We start from the raw sequence: 15636 nt of genomic DNA, 5'->3' as shown, positions 1-15636 counted from the left end.
AGGACGGCCGATGAACTCCTACAGGGTGCTCCGCTGAGCCTCAACTTGGCTCTCACAGTCGATGCCGATAGGGGCGCAGCTGAGGGGAGGGTAGACCCTCAGCAGAGAGGGTAATAGGATCGCCACCGAGACTCAGATAGGAGCTTACTCGAGACCCAAGTAGAAGCTCTACAGAGATCCAGATAGGGTCTCGATCGAGGTCTAAGTCGGAGCTCTGTCGAGGGGCAATTCGTCTCCCGAAGTCTATGCCTCGGAGCTTTTTGTTAACTTCGCAGTCAAATAGATCTACATCACTAGATAAATGAATAAAATATGGCAGACGAAATATTCGGCTACGATGATGGTGCTTCTGTGGCCTTCATCCGCAACTATATCCCCCAGGAGCTCAAGGAGAAGCTCAGCGACGACGACATCGTCTACTTCGTAGACCTCATCTACGACTTTTACGAGAGCCGTGGGTTGATTGGCGACGATGTCGACGACGAGGATGCAGTCCTCGAGTTCGATGAAGAGGAGCTGCTCGACTATGTGGTCAAGAATGCCCTCAAAGATGGGGTCGGACGTTTCGACAAGGATGAGATCCGCTTCGTCGTACAGGGAGAGCTGGAGTATTGTGAGACGGTAAATCTCTTCGAGTAAGCAGATGGGTAAGAACAAGCTGGCGAAGTTCGCTCAGATGCAGGACTACCCGCATGTCTTCCAGTACCCCTTCGCTCGTATCTCTCAGGAGAGCTTTCCCCTGAAGGGGCGTTGGCGTGGGGACTTCTTCGGCAACGACCATCCGATTATCCTCGAGCTGGGATGCGGGCGTGGCGAGTACACTGTCGGGCTCGCACGCCTAAGGCCCGAGGCAAACTTCATAGGCATAGACATCAAGGGTGCACGCATGTGGGCAGGGGCTACAGAGAGTCAGCTCGAGGGGCTGAGCAATGTGGCCTTTCTGCGCACTGAGATCGAGCTCCTGGAGCATTTCTTCGCCCCTGGCGAGGTGAATGAGATCTGGATCACTTTCCCCGATCCACAGATGAAGAAGGTTACCAAAAGGCTCACGGGCACTCGCTTCGTCGAGCGTTATGCGCAGCTACTTGCCCCCTCGGGTTGCATCCACCTCAAGACGGATAGCTCCTTCCTCTACACCTACACCCGAGCGATGCTCGAGCTGAACCATCAGCCGATAGACCTCATTACAGAAGATCTCTATGCCTCGGAGCTCCAGCATCAAGTGCCCGAGATCCAAACCTATTACGAGCGTCAGTGGCTCAGTCGAGGGCTTACGATCAAGTATATCCGCTTCTCCCCCAGCATCCCGGCGGCTGGGCTTCAAGAGCCCGAGATCGAGATCGAGCCCGATAGCTATCGCAGCTACAGCCGCTCTCGCAGGGTACAATAATTTTGATTGATCACTTCATGGCAACTACTATATATCCTAACCTAATCCTCGAGGCCCTCTCAAAGGTTCGTTACCCTGGTACGGGGAAGAACCTCGTCGAGGCTGGCATGGTCGAGGACGATATTCGCATCGATGGGCTCAAGGTCAGCTTCTCGCTGATCTTTGACAAGCCCAACTCCCCCTTCGTTAAGTCCGTAGTCAAGGCGGCTGAGACCGCTATCCTCACCTACGTTGGCCCTGACGTTGAGATCAAGGGCAATATCTCAGTCAAGATGCCCGAGCTCCAGCCCAAGGTCGAGGCTAAGCTATTGCCTGGGGTGAAGAACGTCGTGGCGATCTTCTCGGGCAAGGGTGGCGTAGGCAAGAGTACCGTATCGGCCAATCTAGCCGTAGCCTTGGCCCAAGCAGGCTATCGTGTGGGGCTGCTCGATGCAGACATCTTCGGCCCTTCTATGCCCAAGATGTTCGGCTGCGAGGATGCTCGCCCCGTCCTCGAGGAGGTCGATGGGCGGGAGCTCATTGCCCCCGTCGAACGCTATGGTGTCAAGCTCCTCTCGATAGGCTTCTTCATCGACAAGGCCAGCCCCGTCCTTTGGCGTGGCAGCATGGCCAGCAATGCGCTCAAGCAGCTCCTCTCGGAGGGTAATTGGGGCGAGCTCGACTATCTGCTGCTCGATATGCCTCCTGGGACAAGCGACATCCATCTAACCCTCGTGCAGACCCTAGGACTCACTGGCGCACTCGTCGTAACGACACCTCAGCAGGTCGCTATCGCAGATGCCATCAAGGGGATCGGGATGTTCCTCGACGAGAAGGTCGGGGTTCCCATCCTCGGTCTCGTCGAGAATATGGCCTGGTTTACCCCCCGCGAGCTGCCTGAGAACCGTTATTACATCTTCGGCCGTGATGGCGGCCGTGCCCTCGCCGAGGAGATGGGTATTCCCCTATTGGGGCAGATCCCCCTCGTACAAGGGATCTGTGAGGCTGGCGACGAGGGAGCACCCTCGGCAATACAGACCAATAGCATGACGGGGATATTCTTCCGCACACTGGCGGCCAACCTCGTTGAGCAGGTCGAGCGGCGCAATGCCGAGCTAGCCCCCACGCAGCGTGTCGAGATGACGCACTAATTGAGGCCCTGGGCCTTTACCATACATCGCCCCCTCTCCAGGGGAAGAAGACCCCTACAGGGGGGAGAAGATCGGTCTGTCGCATTTGCCCTAGAGGCAGGTGAGGAACGTCCGAGCAACGCAGAGCTCCATACTTCCTAACGGGAAGCCGTCCGTGAGGGCAGAGTAGTGTAACAGAAAAGAACCGCCACAGAGGAGTCAATCCCTCGGGAGCGACCTCTGTCGGTAAGGGTGAAAAGGTGAGGTAAGAGCTCACCGCCAGCCCTGGCAACAGGCTGGGCCGTACACCTTATGGGTTGCAAGATCATGTAAACCGACGTTATGAGGGTTGCTCGCCCCATGTCGGAGGGTAGATCGCTAGAGCCAGGTGGAGACATCTGGCCCAGATAAATGACAGACGCCTCGAGGCCTCGGCCTTGGGGTACAGAACTCGGCTTATAGATCCTCTCCCCCCTCCCCTCATCTAGACAGGAGGCTGTAGATCGTCCGCCGCTCTTTGAGCGGCTCGAGCTACAGCCTCCTACATTGTAAGACAAAGCAATAGGCCAAGGTCGAGAGAGCTGACTCCTCGCCTTGGCCTATTGCCTTTCTGTGCTGAGACTAAGGGCTTAGTCCAGCGTCTTCTTGATCTCGATCTCTTCGTAGGCCTCGATCACGTCGCCGACCATGATGTCATTGTAGCCATCGATATTCAGACCGCAGTCCTGACCCATGACCACCTCCTTGGCATCGTCCTTGAAACGCTTGAGCGAGCCCAAAGCACCTGAGTACTTGACGATCCCGTCTCGAATGAGGCGGATCTTGTTCGAACGCTTGATCTTCCCCTCGAGTACGATACAGCCAGCGATCGTCCCCACCTTGGTGATCTTGAAGGTCTGCTGTACCTCGAGGTTTGCCACCACGTTCTCCTTGATCTCTGGCGAGAGCATCCCCTCCATCGCACTCTTGATGTCTTCGATCGTGTCGTAGATGATCGAGTAGGTACGGATCTCTACACCCTCTGCCTCAGCCTTGCGCTTGGCAGCCTGCATAGGACGAACCTGGAAGCCGATGATGATCGCCGAGGAGGCAGAGGCCAGCACTATATCGCTCTCGGAGATTGCTCCCACGCCCTTGTGGATGACGTTGACTTGGATCTCCTCTGTAGAGAGGCGAATGAGCGAGTCCGAGAGGGCTTCGATCGAACCGTCCACGTCGCCCTTGATGATGACGTTGAGCTCCTGGAAGTTGCCCAAAGCACGTCGGCGAGCCAGCTCGTCGAGGGTAAGGCCCTTTTTAGTTCGATTGTCTTGCTCTCGCTTGAGCTGCTCACGCTTGTTCGCAATGCTACGGGCTTCCTGCTCTGTCTCGATGACGTTGAAGGTCTCGCCCGCGGTGGGTGCTCCATTGAGCCCGAGGATGAGTACAGGCGTGCTGGGGCCAGCTTGCTGCACTTTTTGGTTACGTTCGTTGAACATCGCCTTCACCCTACCGAAGAACGTCCCAGCGAGGACGATGTCGCCATTGTTGAGCGTCCCGTTCTGCACCATGATGGTTGTAACGTAGCCTCGACCCTTGTCTAGCGAAGATTCGATGACAGAGCCGATGGCACGACGATTCGAGTTCGCCTTGAGCTCGAGCAGCTCTGCCTCTAAGAGAACTTTCTCCAGCAGTTCATCGATGTTGATACCCTGCTTGGCACTGATCTCTTGACACTGATACTTCCCGCCCCAATCCTCTACGAGGTAATTCATTGCGGCCAGCTGCTCTCGGATGCGGTCGGGGTTGGCGGCAGGCTTGTCAATCTTATTGATAGCAAAGACGATGGGTACACCAGCTGCAGCTGCGTGGTTAATGGCCTCCTTGGTCTGAGGCATCACGTCGTCATCTGCTGCCACGATGATAATGGCGATGTCGGTGATCTTCGCTCCTCGTGCACGCATAGCGGTAAAGGCTTCGTGTCCTGGGGTATCGAGGAAGGTGATGCGCTTGCCATTGGATAGCTTGAGGCTGTATGCCCCGATGTGCTGAGTAATCCCCCCAGCCTCGCCTGCGATGACGTTGGTATTGCGTAGGCGGTCTAGGAGCGAGGTCTTACCATGGTCTACATGTCCCATTACTGTAACAATGGGCGGACGGCTGGTCAGATCCTCCTCACTATCCTCTTCCTCTTGACCGATGGACTCAACCACCTCTGCGCTGACGAACTCTGTTTGGAAGCCAAACTCCTCAGCTACGAGGTCGATCGTCTCAGCATCCAGGCGCATATTGATCGATACCATAAGCCCTACGCTCATACAGGTGGCGATGACCTTGGTTACTGGCACGTCCATCATATTGGCCAGGTCGCTCACAGTAACGAACTCTGTCAGCTTGAGGGTGCGGCTCTCCTGCTCCATTGCCTCTTGGGCATCTTGGGCGGCAGAGCGGGCAGCGTCTCTCTTGTCTCGGCGATACTTGGCACTCTTGCCTGACTGAGGGCTCTTGCCCGTAAGGCGAGCAAGAGTCTCCTTGACCTGACGCTGTACATCCTCGTCTGTTACGACAGCCTTGGGAGCTTCAGCCTTCTGCTTTTTACCCTTGCGGTCGTTCTTGTTGGCTGAGCCATTGCCTTGCCCATTGCGCTGGTTGCGATCAGAGTTGGGTTGAGAGCCCTTGCCGTTCATCCCGTTCTTACCTGTTGAGGCCTTCTTGTTCGAACCATCATTGGCCTTGGCTACCTCGGCTTTGACATCGACAGCACTCTTGTTGATGCGAGCCCGTTTCTTGCGCTCGTTGTTCTCCTTATTTCGCTCAGCTCTTGTCTTTTTGGCTGGGCGCATGCTGTCATTGATGCTCGAGAGGTCGATCTTGCCCACCACCTTGAGTTGAACCCCCTCAGGAGTTGTGTGGCGGAATATCCCTCCCTCGGTCTCCGTCGTCCCTGCCTCGCTAGTTGCGGGGGCAAGGGTCTCGGTTGAGGGGGCGGGCTTCGCCTCAGCCTCTGCTACAGGGGGTACTGCTGGCTTGGGCTCAGTCTCGATCTTGGGTGTACTCTTGCTCTCTGTCTGTGGCTTGGTCTCGGGCTTTACCTCGACCTTAGGTTCTTCCTTGACTTGAGGTTGAGGCTCTACATACTGGGCAGGCTTAGCCTCCTCTTTTTTAGCCTCAGGCTTCACTTCGGGCTTTACCTCGACCTTAGGCTTTGCTTGGGGCTCGCCCTGAGCCCTCTTGTTCAGATCCTCGATGTGGCCTACGACCTTGAACTCTTGCTTGTGGGGCTGGGGTGCAGCCTCTACCTCAGCTTTGGGCTCGAGCTTAGTCTCGGTGCGAGGGCTAGCCTCTTGCTTCACTGGGGCGAAGAGCTCCTGCTTGATCTGCTCAATAGCCTCACGGGGGAGGCCCTTGCCATGCTCTTGGATGAGCTGCTCTGCGATTTGGCGGCCAACACGGGTATTGGGTGTGGCGGCCTCTAGCAGGGCCTTCTGCTCCAAGGTCTCTTGCAGGCTGCGCACCCCGACGTTGAGCTTCTTGGCTAGTTCTACTAACTTTATATCTTTTGCCATACTTGCTATTTCTTTGTGTAATGTCTATCTGGGACGCTCTGTCCCCTGGGTCTGTCGGGAGGGGTATCCTTGGGCCTTCGCCTCCCGCTTACTCGGCCTCGAGCGAGTTAATCTTGAGCTCCCTCACTCTCGCCCTCCTTAGGGTCGAGGTCTTCTTCGTTGGTAGCCTCCTCCTCAGTAGCCCCTTCGCTCTCTTCGTCGCCGAACTCTGCGCTTAGGACTGCGAAGAGGTGATCTACTGTAGACTCCTCGAGGTCTGTGGAGGTGATAACCTCCTCCTTGCCCTTCTTGAGGACAGCCTTGGCTGTGGTGCAACCCATGTTCTTGAGCAGATCAATTACCCATGGATCGATCTCGTCGTCGAATTCATCTAGATAGATGTCCTCCTCACCCTCAGTCTCTCCATCTCGGAAGATCTCTATGCGGTAGCCTGTGAGTAGCGATGCGAGTTTGAGGTTGGAGGCATTCTTCCCGATGGCCAGTGGTACCTCCTCGGGGCGAACGTAAACCTCTGCCTCCTTGACATCTCCCTCGCTGAGTGTAATAGCTGATACCTTGGCTGGGCTTAGGGCTCTTTGGATGAAGAGTAGGGTATTGCTCGTATAGGTCGTAACGTCGATATTCTCCCCACGCAGCTCACGTACGATACCTCGGATACGAGAGCCATTCATCCCGACGCAGGCCCCTACGGGATCAATGCGGTCGTCGTATGATTCGACAGCTATCTTGGCACGCTCGCCTGGGATGCGTGCCACGGCCTTGAGGGTAATCAATCCATCGGCTATCTCAGGCACGTTGAGCTCGAGTAGACGCTTGAGGAACTCCCCACTTGAGCGGGAGAGAATGACCTTAGGATTGTTGTTCTCATTTTCTACACGGGCAATCACGGCACGCACAGTCTCTCCCTTGCGGAAGAAGTCTCCAGGGATCTGTTCGCTCTTGGGCATCAAGAGCTCGTTACCCTCATCATCGATGAGCAGAGCCTCTCGCTTCCAAACCTGATAGACTTCGGCGGTGATGAGCTCTCCGATACGAGAGGAAAAGTTAGCGTAGAAGTTGTCCTTCTGTAGCTCGAGGATGCGGCTGGCCAAGGCCTGACGTAGGTTGATGACGGCACGACGACCGAAGGCCGAGAAGTCCACTTGGTCGGTAACCTCTTCGCCGATCTCGGCCTCGGGGTCAAGCATCTGAGCCTCCTTGAGCTCCACCTCGAGGGGGGGATTGATTACCTCTCCATTGCCCACGACACGGCGTGTGCGCCAAATCTCGAAGTCTCCACGCTCGGGGTTGATGATGACATCGCAGTTGCTATCTGTCCCGAAGATCTTAGAGAGTACATTGCGGAAAGCGTCCTCCAGGACGCTCACCATGGTCTCCTTGGTGATGTTTTTGAGGTCTTTGAACTCTGCTAGAGAGTCGATCAGACTTGTTGTTTCTTTTTTCTTTGCCATTATTGAGTTGTTGCTTTAGATCTTGATAATACGTTTGGTCTGTAGGACTTCGTCCATGGGGATTTGGATGACCTCGAGGACGAGCTGCTTGCGCTTAGCCCCCTCAGGTTTGATCTTGCGTTCGACCTCGAGCTCTACTCCGCTCTCGTTGGCTGAGCGCAGTAGGCCTCTCTCCTTGATGCCACCCTTGCGGAGTAGCTCGACCTCTGAGCCGATCGCCCCGATGTACTGGCGAAGTACTTTGAAGGCAGAGGTAATGCCAGCCGAGCCAACTTCGAGCTCGAAGTCCTCCTCCTCACGATCTAGTTGGCTCTCGATGTGTTTGCTCAAGGCCACGCATTCATCGATGCTAACGCCCTGATCTGCACCGATCTCCACGAGGATGCGGTTGCCTGGGTGTATCGATACCTCCACGATGTATAGGTCGGGATTGTGCTGCTCGATGTGGGCCTGCACGATGGATTGGATTACTGACTGCTCTATCATAATGCTCTATCGGTTGATGAAATGGTGATATGCTACTAAAGAAACATGGAGGAAGCCTTTCTGCCTCCTCCATGTATCTCATTCCGCTGACAAAGTTAAAAAAACTACTGCAGACAAACAAAATATGTATGCCGTTATTTGCACAAATAGTGCATTTAATGGGATTTAAACTCCGAAGTTTACATCCTGATCTAACTCCCATTGCCTAGTGAGAGAGGCTAACCTCAGTCAAACTGACAGAGGAGACTTACTTCTTGTAGGTCTCGGGCAAAGGGAGAAAGCATTACCTTTGCTTCGTCTTTAGAGATCTCAATAATAACTGACAAGGTATGAAACTGACGGATAATTGGTTTACCTCCCTCAGTGAGGGAAAGAATGGACAGCTTGTCTTCGTAACGGGAAGGCTGGAGCTCGAGGAGTTTATGCAGAGCAAGAAGCTTCGAGTTCGGGTGGAGATCAAGTGGCCCTACTCTGCTGACGAAGTTGGGATGCCTGACGAATCAACTGGAGCTCTGATCGCTGAGATAGAGCCCAAGCTGCGCCGGATTATGGAGCGAGACAAATTGGCCATCTTGACAGGCAATTATACAGGAGCAGGGGAGAAGTACTGGGTCTTCTACACCCGACATCTGCCCTCCTTTGGCGAGCGGCTCAATGAGTGTCTAGCTCCCTATGAAACCCTCCCACTAGAGATCCTCTGTGAAGAAGATCCCGACTGGGAGGAGTACCTCGACCTCCTCTCCCTCAACACACCCGATATCGAATAACTCGAAGGTTGGAGAGCCTTTGATTTACTCATTTGCATAAAACATGTTTGAAACAACTAATGAATAAGAGTACACTTACGAAATGGGTGCAAGAGCACCTTTTCCTGAATGCCTATTGGGAACGCTTGGGGAGATCCTCCTGGGTCTTCCTGCTGGCATTTACCCTACAGATGGTGATCAACGTCCAGTTCGTCTCTCGGTCTTACGCTTTGTTGCCGGAGGGTGAGGAGCTCATCGTTGGTCTATCACAGACGGAAACCCTCGTTAGGGGCTTCATCCGAATAGCTTTTTGGTCCTCACTTCTGTGGTGGGGGCATGCCTTATTCTCCTCTCGCTGGGGACGACAGCTCGCAGGGGGTGTCATTGTTTTCTTGTCTTCCTCGATCTTTTTGCTAGAGGCCTTCACGCTCGGCCGGTATGGTGCTGTTTATAGCCATGGGGTGGTCTTAGCCTTGGCTGGGACGAACCCCTCGGAGGCGAGCGAATATATTGAGTCTAGCCTATCCCTATCCACCTTGATTAGACCCGTGGGGATGCTGTGCCTACTTCTACTCATATCCTGGGTCTGGGTGCGATATAGTCCTCGCTGGTGGTCTAAGTTCTCGAGCATTGTCTTGAGCCTACTACTTGTCGTTCCCACCCTTATGACCGCTCTATATTCTCTGCCTAGAACTTACGATAAGGTTATGACCAGTGGCCATGCCTACGATTTGACCATTGCTCCTAATGATAGGGTGCTGTGGAATACTATTGGCTTCCTCAAAAACTCAAAGGCTATAGCCTCCAGTGTAGAGCGAATGAAAGATATTGATCTACAGCTCTCTGTCCATCAAGACCCCTCTACCCCTGCTCAAGAGGATCTGAATGTCATCGTGGTGATCGGGGAGACGCTCCGCCGTGATTATATGCACTGCTACGGCTACCCCTTGTCCAATACCCCTAGGCTAGACTCGATACTCAGCACAGGCGATCTAATCGCCTATGATAGCGTGGTTAGCCCCGCACCGAATACGATAGAGTCTCTGACCAAGATCTTGACTTATCAGACGAATGATTCTGGAGGCAATTGGTATGACTACCCCGCATTGCCTACAGTTTTTGCTCAGGCGGGCTATTGGGTTGAGTGGATCAGCAACCAGGAGAGCAGTGGTACCTTCATCCAGCCTATCAATACCTTCGCCCATCTAGCTGATGAGCACCACTATGTGCATGCCCGAAGTATCGATGAGGAGCATGACCAAACGAAGCACTTCTTTGACGAAGGGGTCTTCCCCTATCTCATCAGTGTCGACAAGGCTAGGGCTAAGGGGCGGTCTGGATTGATGCAGGTCGTACACCTGCTCGGCTCGCACCCTCTCTACAAGAAGCGTTTCCCCGAGGCTTATGCTCGGTTCACTCCCCAAGACCTCCCGATCCGTCGAGGAGAGAAGCCGGACCAAGACATTGCAGACTATGTGAATAGTGTTTACTATAACGACTATGTTGTCTCCGAGATCATCAATAGGTACTCGAATCGGTCCACGCTACTTCTATATTTCTCTGACCATGGGGAGATCCTCTATGATGACCCGAGAAATCCAACTTATTGCGACCATGGGATGACTGTCGGGGGCGTCTCCGTTCCTTTGCTTATCTATATGAGCCCCTCTATGAGGAACAAATACCCAGAGCTTTATGAGCAATTAGTTTCCTACAAGGATCGTCGTATTATGTTGGATCTATTCACCCATACACTGCCAGCTCTGCTGGGCATTCGTACTCAATACAGCACCCCCGAGCTGGAGTTCCTCTCTCCTGGCTACCGAGCCTCTCGTCCTCGCATCATCCGCAGCCTAAATCAGGAGCTTGTCCTGTGATGATGAGTGGAGTAGGGTCATGTGTACACCTCTGCTCCGCTTCTTCTCGGGCTCGAATATCTCTGCGCTTCGACATTTACTCTATCTCTGCATACAAGCCCCCGAGAGGGTCGCCAACTGCGGCTCTCTCGGGGGCTCTGTCGTCTCTATCCCTCCCCTTTTTATTGAGGTCATGATGTGAGGTTCTAGGATCTTGAGGTATTGGGGCTGGGAGCTTGTTCTTTGATCCGCTGGATCGTTTGGAGGACCTCGCCTCGATGTTCTTGAGGGATGGCTCCTAGTCGAAGTAGATGCTCCAGGCCCTTGGCAATGAGGGTGTCTAGCCTTCGTCCGTTGTGCTTTAGATTGGTGAGCTCGTCGAAGGCTGCTCGAGCCTCCTCGTATCGCCCTTCTAAGAGCAAAGCCACAGCTAAGTGCGGTTTGATCCAGTGTGCCTTGGGCTGTAGGGCTAGGGCTGTGCGGGCCTTTTGCTCAGCCTCTGTATACTCTCCTGAGCCGACGAGGAAGTAGACGAGATTGCCTATGGCGGTGAACTTATTCTCTTCTGGGGCTTGGGCTTGCTCCATGAACTTGATGAGCTCCCTCTGCTGTTGTGTCGCTTCGCTCCAGCGTCCCTGCCGGTAGAGGTTCTCCGAGAGGAAGGCCATGGTCGTAGATAGAGCTCCCCAATGTCTGCGAGGCTCTCGGGCGTATAGCCTTTGGCGAATGCTGAGGGCCTCTCGGTGGTAAGCCTCTGCCTCACTATGCCTGCCCTGTTTGCTGATAGTGAGAGCCAAATGATGTAGCGAGATGGCAAAGCTCGACTCATAGGCCTCGGGGTTCTCCGAGAGCAGTAGTCTTGCGATCTCGATGCCTCGGCGGTAGTATCGCTCTGCATCCTCGTCTTGTTGTCGACTTTGAGCACAAGTGCCTAGATTGTGCAGGGTAGAGTATAGGTCTCGCTTGTAGAGCTGTGGATGCAACTCGGCTAATGCCTCCTGTAGGCTGAGGGCCTTGAGGTAATAGGTCTCGGCGGCTTCGCCTCTCCCCGCGGTATAGGCACAAGTGCCGAGGTTGTTGAGCGTCTGTACGAGGTATGATTGCTGAGTGCGATTATTCCCGAGCTTGCCCTGTTCTAGGATCTCCAACGAGCGTAGGTAGAGGGCCTCAGCCTCGCCCAACCTTTGCTGCATGTAGTGATCTGCCCCGAGACCATTGAGGGCGAGCACAAGACCTGGCAGGTGCTCTAGATCTTGCTTTGCCAGTTGCTCCCATAGGGCGAGAGCCTCGGCATCGTATTGTTCGGCAGAGGCGAACTGTCCCTGGCTCTTGGCATTGAGACCTAGATTGTAGAGGAGACTTGCCTGAGAGCGTAGGATATAGGTCTCGGGATGAGAGCCTTGGTGCTCTCTCAGCTCGGTGAGCAGTGTGCTGTAGAGATGTTGGGCCTCGGAGAAGCGTCCGATAGACTGTAGATAGCTGGCATAGTCGAAAAGTACTTTGTGGTTCTTGGGGTCTAGCTCTAGAGCTTGGCGGTAGCGCAAGATGGCCTGATCTCGCTCGGAGCGTAGGCCATGGGTCTGAGCCATGAGGAGGCACTTGCGCAGGAGTAGATCTTTCACACTACGAGTATATTCGTTGCGCTTTTGCGTCGCCTCCTCGAAGGCTTGCTTGGCCTCTTGATAGACCTTGCTCTCTTGCTCCAACTTTTGGAGGTACTCATACTCGCTTTTGTAGTCGAAGGATTGGTCTAGGTAGTTCGATACGCTGTCGAGTTCGCCTCGCTCAAAAAGGCTGTAGGCCTCTCGATAGGTTGAGTCCGCCCCCTCTAGGTTGATCCGAACGAAGGTGTCTGCATACTCCCGTATGTGGCGCAGCATGGCCTCCTGCTCTCGCGAGAGTCGCTGCATGCTGTCGAGGACATGGCGGTAGAGTAGGCTCTGGTGTTGATGGTCGGACTCAAGCTCTGCCACATGGTTCTTAAGCTGGGCGAGCTTTGTCTGTCGGGCTCGTTGGTAGCGATCGATGTTGATCCCGATCAGCTCTGCCTTGCGCTCCTCTAGCTCCTTGCGCTTGCAGATGTACACCTGTACAGGGGTTGTTCTTCCGAGGGTGATATTGCTGATTTCGTGTTCATTGACCACGACATAGTCTCTGTACTTGCCTTGAGGTTTGATGCTGATCCCGATTTGACTCCCTCGGGCCAGGCCAATGATGCTCAGGGTGAATGTCCCCTGAGTGTCGCTGACTGTTGGTTTGGCATTGGGATGCTCGATGAGAACATCGCTAACGTATTCGACAGTTGCTTCTTTTGGGAGACTCCGCTGCACGCAGATGATGCCTCGCAGCTCGATTTTCTGTGCCCATGCCGTTGAGGACAACCCGAGGGCTAGGGCTATGAGGATGTATCGTATCACTTTCATAGATCTTGTGCTTGTTGGCCTGTAGTATGTTTGGGCTCGAGGAAGATGGTCGTGGGGTCTATTCCCACCATGGGGATGCTTCTCGTGTAGCGTTCGAAGCCTGTTTTGCTGACAGAGATCTGCTGCTTTAGGGCTTGCCTTTGCTTGCTGATGAAGAGGGTGAAGCGTCCGTGCCGGTCAGTGTGGATACGTTCCCCCGCCATATAGACCTCTGCTCCTACGATTTCATCTCCTGTGAGGGCATTCCTAACGAGCCCATCGAGCCGATCGAGACCAACGATGCTGGCCTCAAGGTAATGGATGTATCGCTTGGGATCGAGTAGCATACTCTCCTGGAGGCTGTAGTAGGGCATCCCCTCGGGCTGGCTGATGTGTACTGATATGCTCTTGCCTGCGAGTGATGCGGGGAGATGGCTCAGGAAGACGCGCCCATGCCGATCAATATCCAGGACGCGTATCTCCTCTCCTAGCTCCACCCTCAGGGATGCCTCTCCCTGGATGAGGTGATGATCCCGACCCAACCATCCATGGATCTGAATGCAGAGATCAAAGGATGCTTGCCGGCGATCGTATGCCCAGTAGCTCAAAGTCCCAGCTAGAGCCAAGACGAGGAGGTAGAGCCCCAGCATCATGGTTCGTATTTGTCTCCTATGGCTTTGGTTCTGTTGGAGTAGTTGTCGCACAGATAGATGAGTCTCAGAGGATAGATGAATGAGTTTATCCTCTCGCTCCTCGATCCCTCGAAGCCTGCGAGCCAGGACCTTACCAAGGCGGCCTTCTAGCTCGGGGATGTGTAGCTCAATGGGTGCCGAGGCTAGAGGGGGCTGTCCCTCTGCTAGGCGATGGTAGATCTCCTCGAGCAGGGTACGTTCGTAGCTGATCCACGCCTCTCGATGATGTCCCTGCCCGAGGTTATGGCCGAAGCATAGTTGGACTTGAGGGCTGAGGTGCTGGGTGATCATCTGCTTCAGACCCTTGGGCAGGTCTGATGACGTCTGTAGCTGTTGGCTGAGGTAAGCCTCTAGAGCTGTCTCGCCCTCCGTTTCGGGGCAAGTGAAGCGCATGGCGATCTCTTTGTTTTCGAGATCGTCAAGTAGTTGGTGCTGCTGCTTGTGGCTTAGCTGTTTGACGAGGGTGCGTATCGCTCGCTTGGCCCTGCGTCTGTCATGCCTGTCAGAGGTTGTTTCGAGGTAGAGCGTGAGGATGTTGTCCAGTGCGTCAGTTGTTGACGAGAGGAACAATCTCTGTAGCTCTCGGCCCATTTGACTGGGATGTGCCCCTAGGATATACTCTTTGAGCCTGGTGGGGGATAGCTGCTGTGTCAGGTCTACAGCCATCCCGATACTCAGGTCATGTAGGAGCTCTCGCAGTATAGGAATAGTCAGCTCTGAAGTGATGCAAGCCAGCGCAGTAGAGGTGATGATGCCGATCAGGGACCGACCTATCTGTTTCTTTTGCTGTCGCATAAATTCGAGTTTGGGGGGCAAATATAAAAAATATGACTAGAACATATCTCGTTGCATCCTAAATGAAAGTGTCTGTTTGTTTTTAGTTGTTTATGTTTTCCTCTTGTGGCTTGTGTTCGCTCGATAAGCCTCAGGTATAGTGATGCAAGGCTCTCTGTTATTCTTCCGAGAGGGATTTGACAAGCCCCTAGATAGGATTATAGTTGCACTCCTGGTAGAGCCTTACTAGAGGTGTCAATAGGATAACCAGCGAGGGCTAAGTTAGAGGTCGCTAGAGGGTTCGGATAGGATCACGGTGGAAGTCCTATTTGGGTTTCGCCCGAGGTTTAGATAGGATCACAACGGAAGTCCTACTTAGGTTTCGATCGAGCTCCTACTTGAGCCTCTATATAGCCCTCATCTAGGCCTTCAGTAGAGAGCCTGTAGTGCTCTCGGTCGAAGACTTGTTGAGACCTCGGTAGAGCCGCCTAGAAGATCCCGGATGATCTCCAGCCTTAAAGACAAAGGATCAAGGACGATGGCCGTTCGGATTATTATTCGTACCTTTGCACCGCTAAAATTATCAAAATAGTACTCATTGGGTTCGATCTCAAGGCTTTTGCTCCCCTGCTGAGTGTCCAACTATGTCAGCTTGGGTAAGAGCGTCTCTAGAGAGAGGATCCACTTCGTCTATTAAACAATTAAACAACTAACAAACAAGAAATGGACACTTTAAGCTTTAAGACCGTTTCTGCAAACAAGGCAACTGTCAGCAAAGGATGGGTTGTAGTAGACGCTGAGGGACAGCACCTCGGTCGTCTGTGCTCGAAGGTGGCTAAGCTCCTTCGTGGCAAGTACAAGCCCAACTTCACGCCCCACGTTGATTGTGGTGACAACGTGATTGTCATCAATGCAGACAAGGTAGTTCTCACTGGTAAGAAGTGGGATGATCGCGTTTATCTCAAGTACTCTGGTTACCCTGGTGGTCAGCGTCAGTTTAGCCCTCGTGCCTTGCAGGCTAAGGGTAGCGATCGCCTCTTCCGCAAGGTAGTCAAGGGTATGCTCCCCAAGAACCGTCTCGGCGACAAGATCTTGGGCAACCTCTTCGTCTACGATGGCGCAGAGCACAAGCACGCTGCCCAGCAGCCAGTTGTTATTGATATCAATACACTCAAGTAAGACAGG

Annotated in this window: 11 protein-coding genes and 1 other RNA gene; 7 read left to right on the top strand and 5 right to left on the bottom strand. The window is 53.8% G+C overall.

Going from position 1 to position 15636, the window contains the following annotated elements; translation table 11 throughout:
• Positions 1–312: 312 nt before the first annotated feature.
• From HQ37_RS03535 to rnpB, 4 genes are all read left to right on the top strand, one after another.
• Positions 313–639: a hypothetical protein gene (locus HQ37_RS03535; RefSeq protein ID WP_036880561.1), complete on the top strand. Its 327-nt coding sequence runs from the start codon at positions 313–315 to the stop codon at positions 637–639.
• Between the two features lie 4 nt (positions 640–643).
• Positions 644–1390: a tRNA (guanosine(46)-N7)-methyltransferase TrmB gene (gene trmB, locus HQ37_RS03530; RefSeq protein ID WP_036880558.1), complete on the top strand. Its 747-nt coding sequence runs from the start codon at positions 644–646 to the stop codon at positions 1388–1390.
• 17 nt (positions 1391–1407) lie between these two features.
• On the top strand, positions 1408–2520 hold the full coding sequence (locus HQ37_RS03525) for an Mrp/NBP35 family ATP-binding protein (protein ID WP_036880889.1): 1113 nt from the start codon (positions 1408–1410) through the stop codon (positions 2518–2520).
• A gap of 63 nt (positions 2521–2583) precedes the next feature.
• Positions 2584–2974, top strand: an RNA gene (rnpB, locus tag HQ37_RS08075) — RNase P RNA component class A.
• Positions 2975–3128: 154 nt separating this feature from the next.
• Here the strand turns inward: rnpB and infB are convergent.
• The 3 genes from infB to rimP form a co-directional block, all read right to left on the bottom strand.
• Positions 3129–6044 carry a translation initiation factor IF-2 gene (gene infB, locus HQ37_RS03520; RefSeq protein ID WP_036880556.1) on the bottom strand — a complete coding sequence of 972 codons (2916 nt, stop codon included), beginning with the start codon at positions 6042–6044 and terminating at the stop codon, positions 3129–3131.
• A gap of 107 nt (positions 6045–6151) precedes the next feature.
• Positions 6152–7495 carry a transcription termination factor NusA gene (gene nusA, locus HQ37_RS03515; protein ID WP_036880553.1) on the bottom strand — a complete coding sequence of 448 codons (1344 nt, stop codon included), beginning with the start codon at positions 7493–7495 and terminating at the stop codon, positions 6152–6154.
• A gap of 15 nt (positions 7496–7510) precedes the next feature.
• Positions 7511–7981, bottom strand: a complete 471-nt coding sequence (rimP, locus tag HQ37_RS03510) for a ribosome assembly cofactor RimP (RefSeq protein ID WP_036880550.1) — start codon at positions 7979–7981, stop codon at positions 7511–7513.
• Between the two features lie 329 nt (positions 7982–8310).
• Between rimP and HQ37_RS03505 the strand changes: the two genes are divergently transcribed.
• Together HQ37_RS03505 and HQ37_RS03500 are read left to right on the top strand one after the other, a co-directional pair.
• Positions 8311–8748 carry a DUF695 domain-containing protein gene (locus HQ37_RS03505; protein WP_036880547.1) on the top strand — a complete coding sequence of 146 codons (438 nt, stop codon included), beginning with the start codon at positions 8311–8313 and terminating at the stop codon, positions 8746–8748.
• Between the two features lie 59 nt (positions 8749–8807).
• Entirely contained in the window at positions 8808–10604 is a 1797-nt protein-coding gene (locus tag HQ37_RS03500) for a phosphoethanolamine transferase (RefSeq protein ID WP_036880545.1), read from the top strand.
• Between the two features lie 185 nt (positions 10605–10789).
• On the opposite strand, the gene HQ37_RS03495 is transcribed toward HQ37_RS03500, so the two are convergent.
• Both HQ37_RS03495 and HQ37_RS03490 read right to left on the bottom strand, forming a co-directional pair.
• Positions 10790–13006 (bottom strand): tetratricopeptide repeat protein, encoded by a 2217-nt coding sequence (locus HQ37_RS03495; RefSeq protein ID WP_036880543.1) that lies wholly within the window; start codon positions 13004–13006, stop codon positions 10790–10792.
• Positions 13003–14472 carry a hypothetical protein gene (locus tag HQ37_RS03490; protein ID WP_036880541.1) on the bottom strand — a complete coding sequence of 490 codons (1470 nt, stop codon included), beginning with the start codon at positions 14470–14472 and terminating at the stop codon, positions 13003–13005. Before HQ37_RS03490 ends, HQ37_RS03495 begins: the two co-directional genes overlap by 4 nt.
• A gap of 702 nt (positions 14473–15174) precedes the next feature.
• Between HQ37_RS03490 and rplM the strand changes: the two genes are divergently transcribed.
• The gene (rplM, locus tag HQ37_RS03485) at positions 15175–15630 is read left to right on the top strand and encodes a 50S ribosomal protein L13 (protein ID WP_036880538.1); all 456 of its coding nucleotides are present in this window, start codon (positions 15175–15177) and stop codon (positions 15628–15630) included.
• Positions 15631–15636: the final 6 nt, after the last annotated feature.

Source organism: Porphyromonas sp. COT-239 OH1446 (assembly GCF_000768875.1).
In the GTDB taxonomy this organism is placed as follows: Bacteria; Bacteroidota; Bacteroidia; order Bacteroidales; family Porphyromonadaceae; genus Porphyromonas.
The sequence above is the reverse complement of the archived record's forward strand: the minus strand, read 5'-3'. Positions and strand labels throughout refer to the sequence as shown.

Excerpts from the sequence above, each read along its gene's own strand:
- HQ37_RS03535 (WP_036880561.1), top strand. The coding sequence starts at position 313 with ATGGCAGACGAAATATTCGGCTACGATGATGGTGCTTCTGTGGCCTTC.
- trmB (WP_036880558.1), top strand. The coding sequence starts at position 644 with ATGGGTAAGAACAAGCTGGCGAAGTTCGCTCAGATGCAGGACTACCCG.
- HQ37_RS03525 (WP_036880889.1), top strand. The coding sequence starts at position 1,408 with ATGGCAACTACTATATATCCTAACCTAATCCTCGAGGCCCTCTCAAAG.
- infB (WP_036880556.1), bottom strand. The coding sequence starts at position 6,044 with ATGGCAAAAGATATAAAGTTAGTAGAACTAGCCAAGAAGCTCAACGTC.
- nusA (WP_036880553.1), bottom strand. The coding sequence starts at position 7,495 with ATGGCAAAGAAAAAAGAAACAACAAGTCTGATCGACTCTCTAGCAGAG.
- rimP (WP_036880550.1), bottom strand. The coding sequence starts at position 7,981 with ATGATAGAGCAGTCAGTAATCCAATCCATCGTGCAGGCCCACATCGAG.
- HQ37_RS03505 (WP_036880547.1), top strand. The coding sequence starts at position 8,311 with ATGAAACTGACGGATAATTGGTTTACCTCCCTCAGTGAGGGAAAGAAT.
- HQ37_RS03500 (WP_036880545.1), top strand. The coding sequence starts at position 8,808 with ATGAATAAGAGTACACTTACGAAATGGGTGCAAGAGCACCTTTTCCTG.
- HQ37_RS03495 (WP_036880543.1), bottom strand. The coding sequence starts at position 13,006 with ATGAAAGTGATACGATACATCCTCATAGCCCTAGCCCTCGGGTTGTCC.
- HQ37_RS03490 (WP_036880541.1), bottom strand. The coding sequence starts at position 14,472 with ATGCGACAGCAAAAGAAACAGATAGGTCGGTCCCTGATCGGCATCATC.
- rplM (WP_036880538.1), top strand. The coding sequence starts at position 15,175 with ATGGACACTTTAAGCTTTAAGACCGTTTCTGCAAACAAGGCAACTGTC.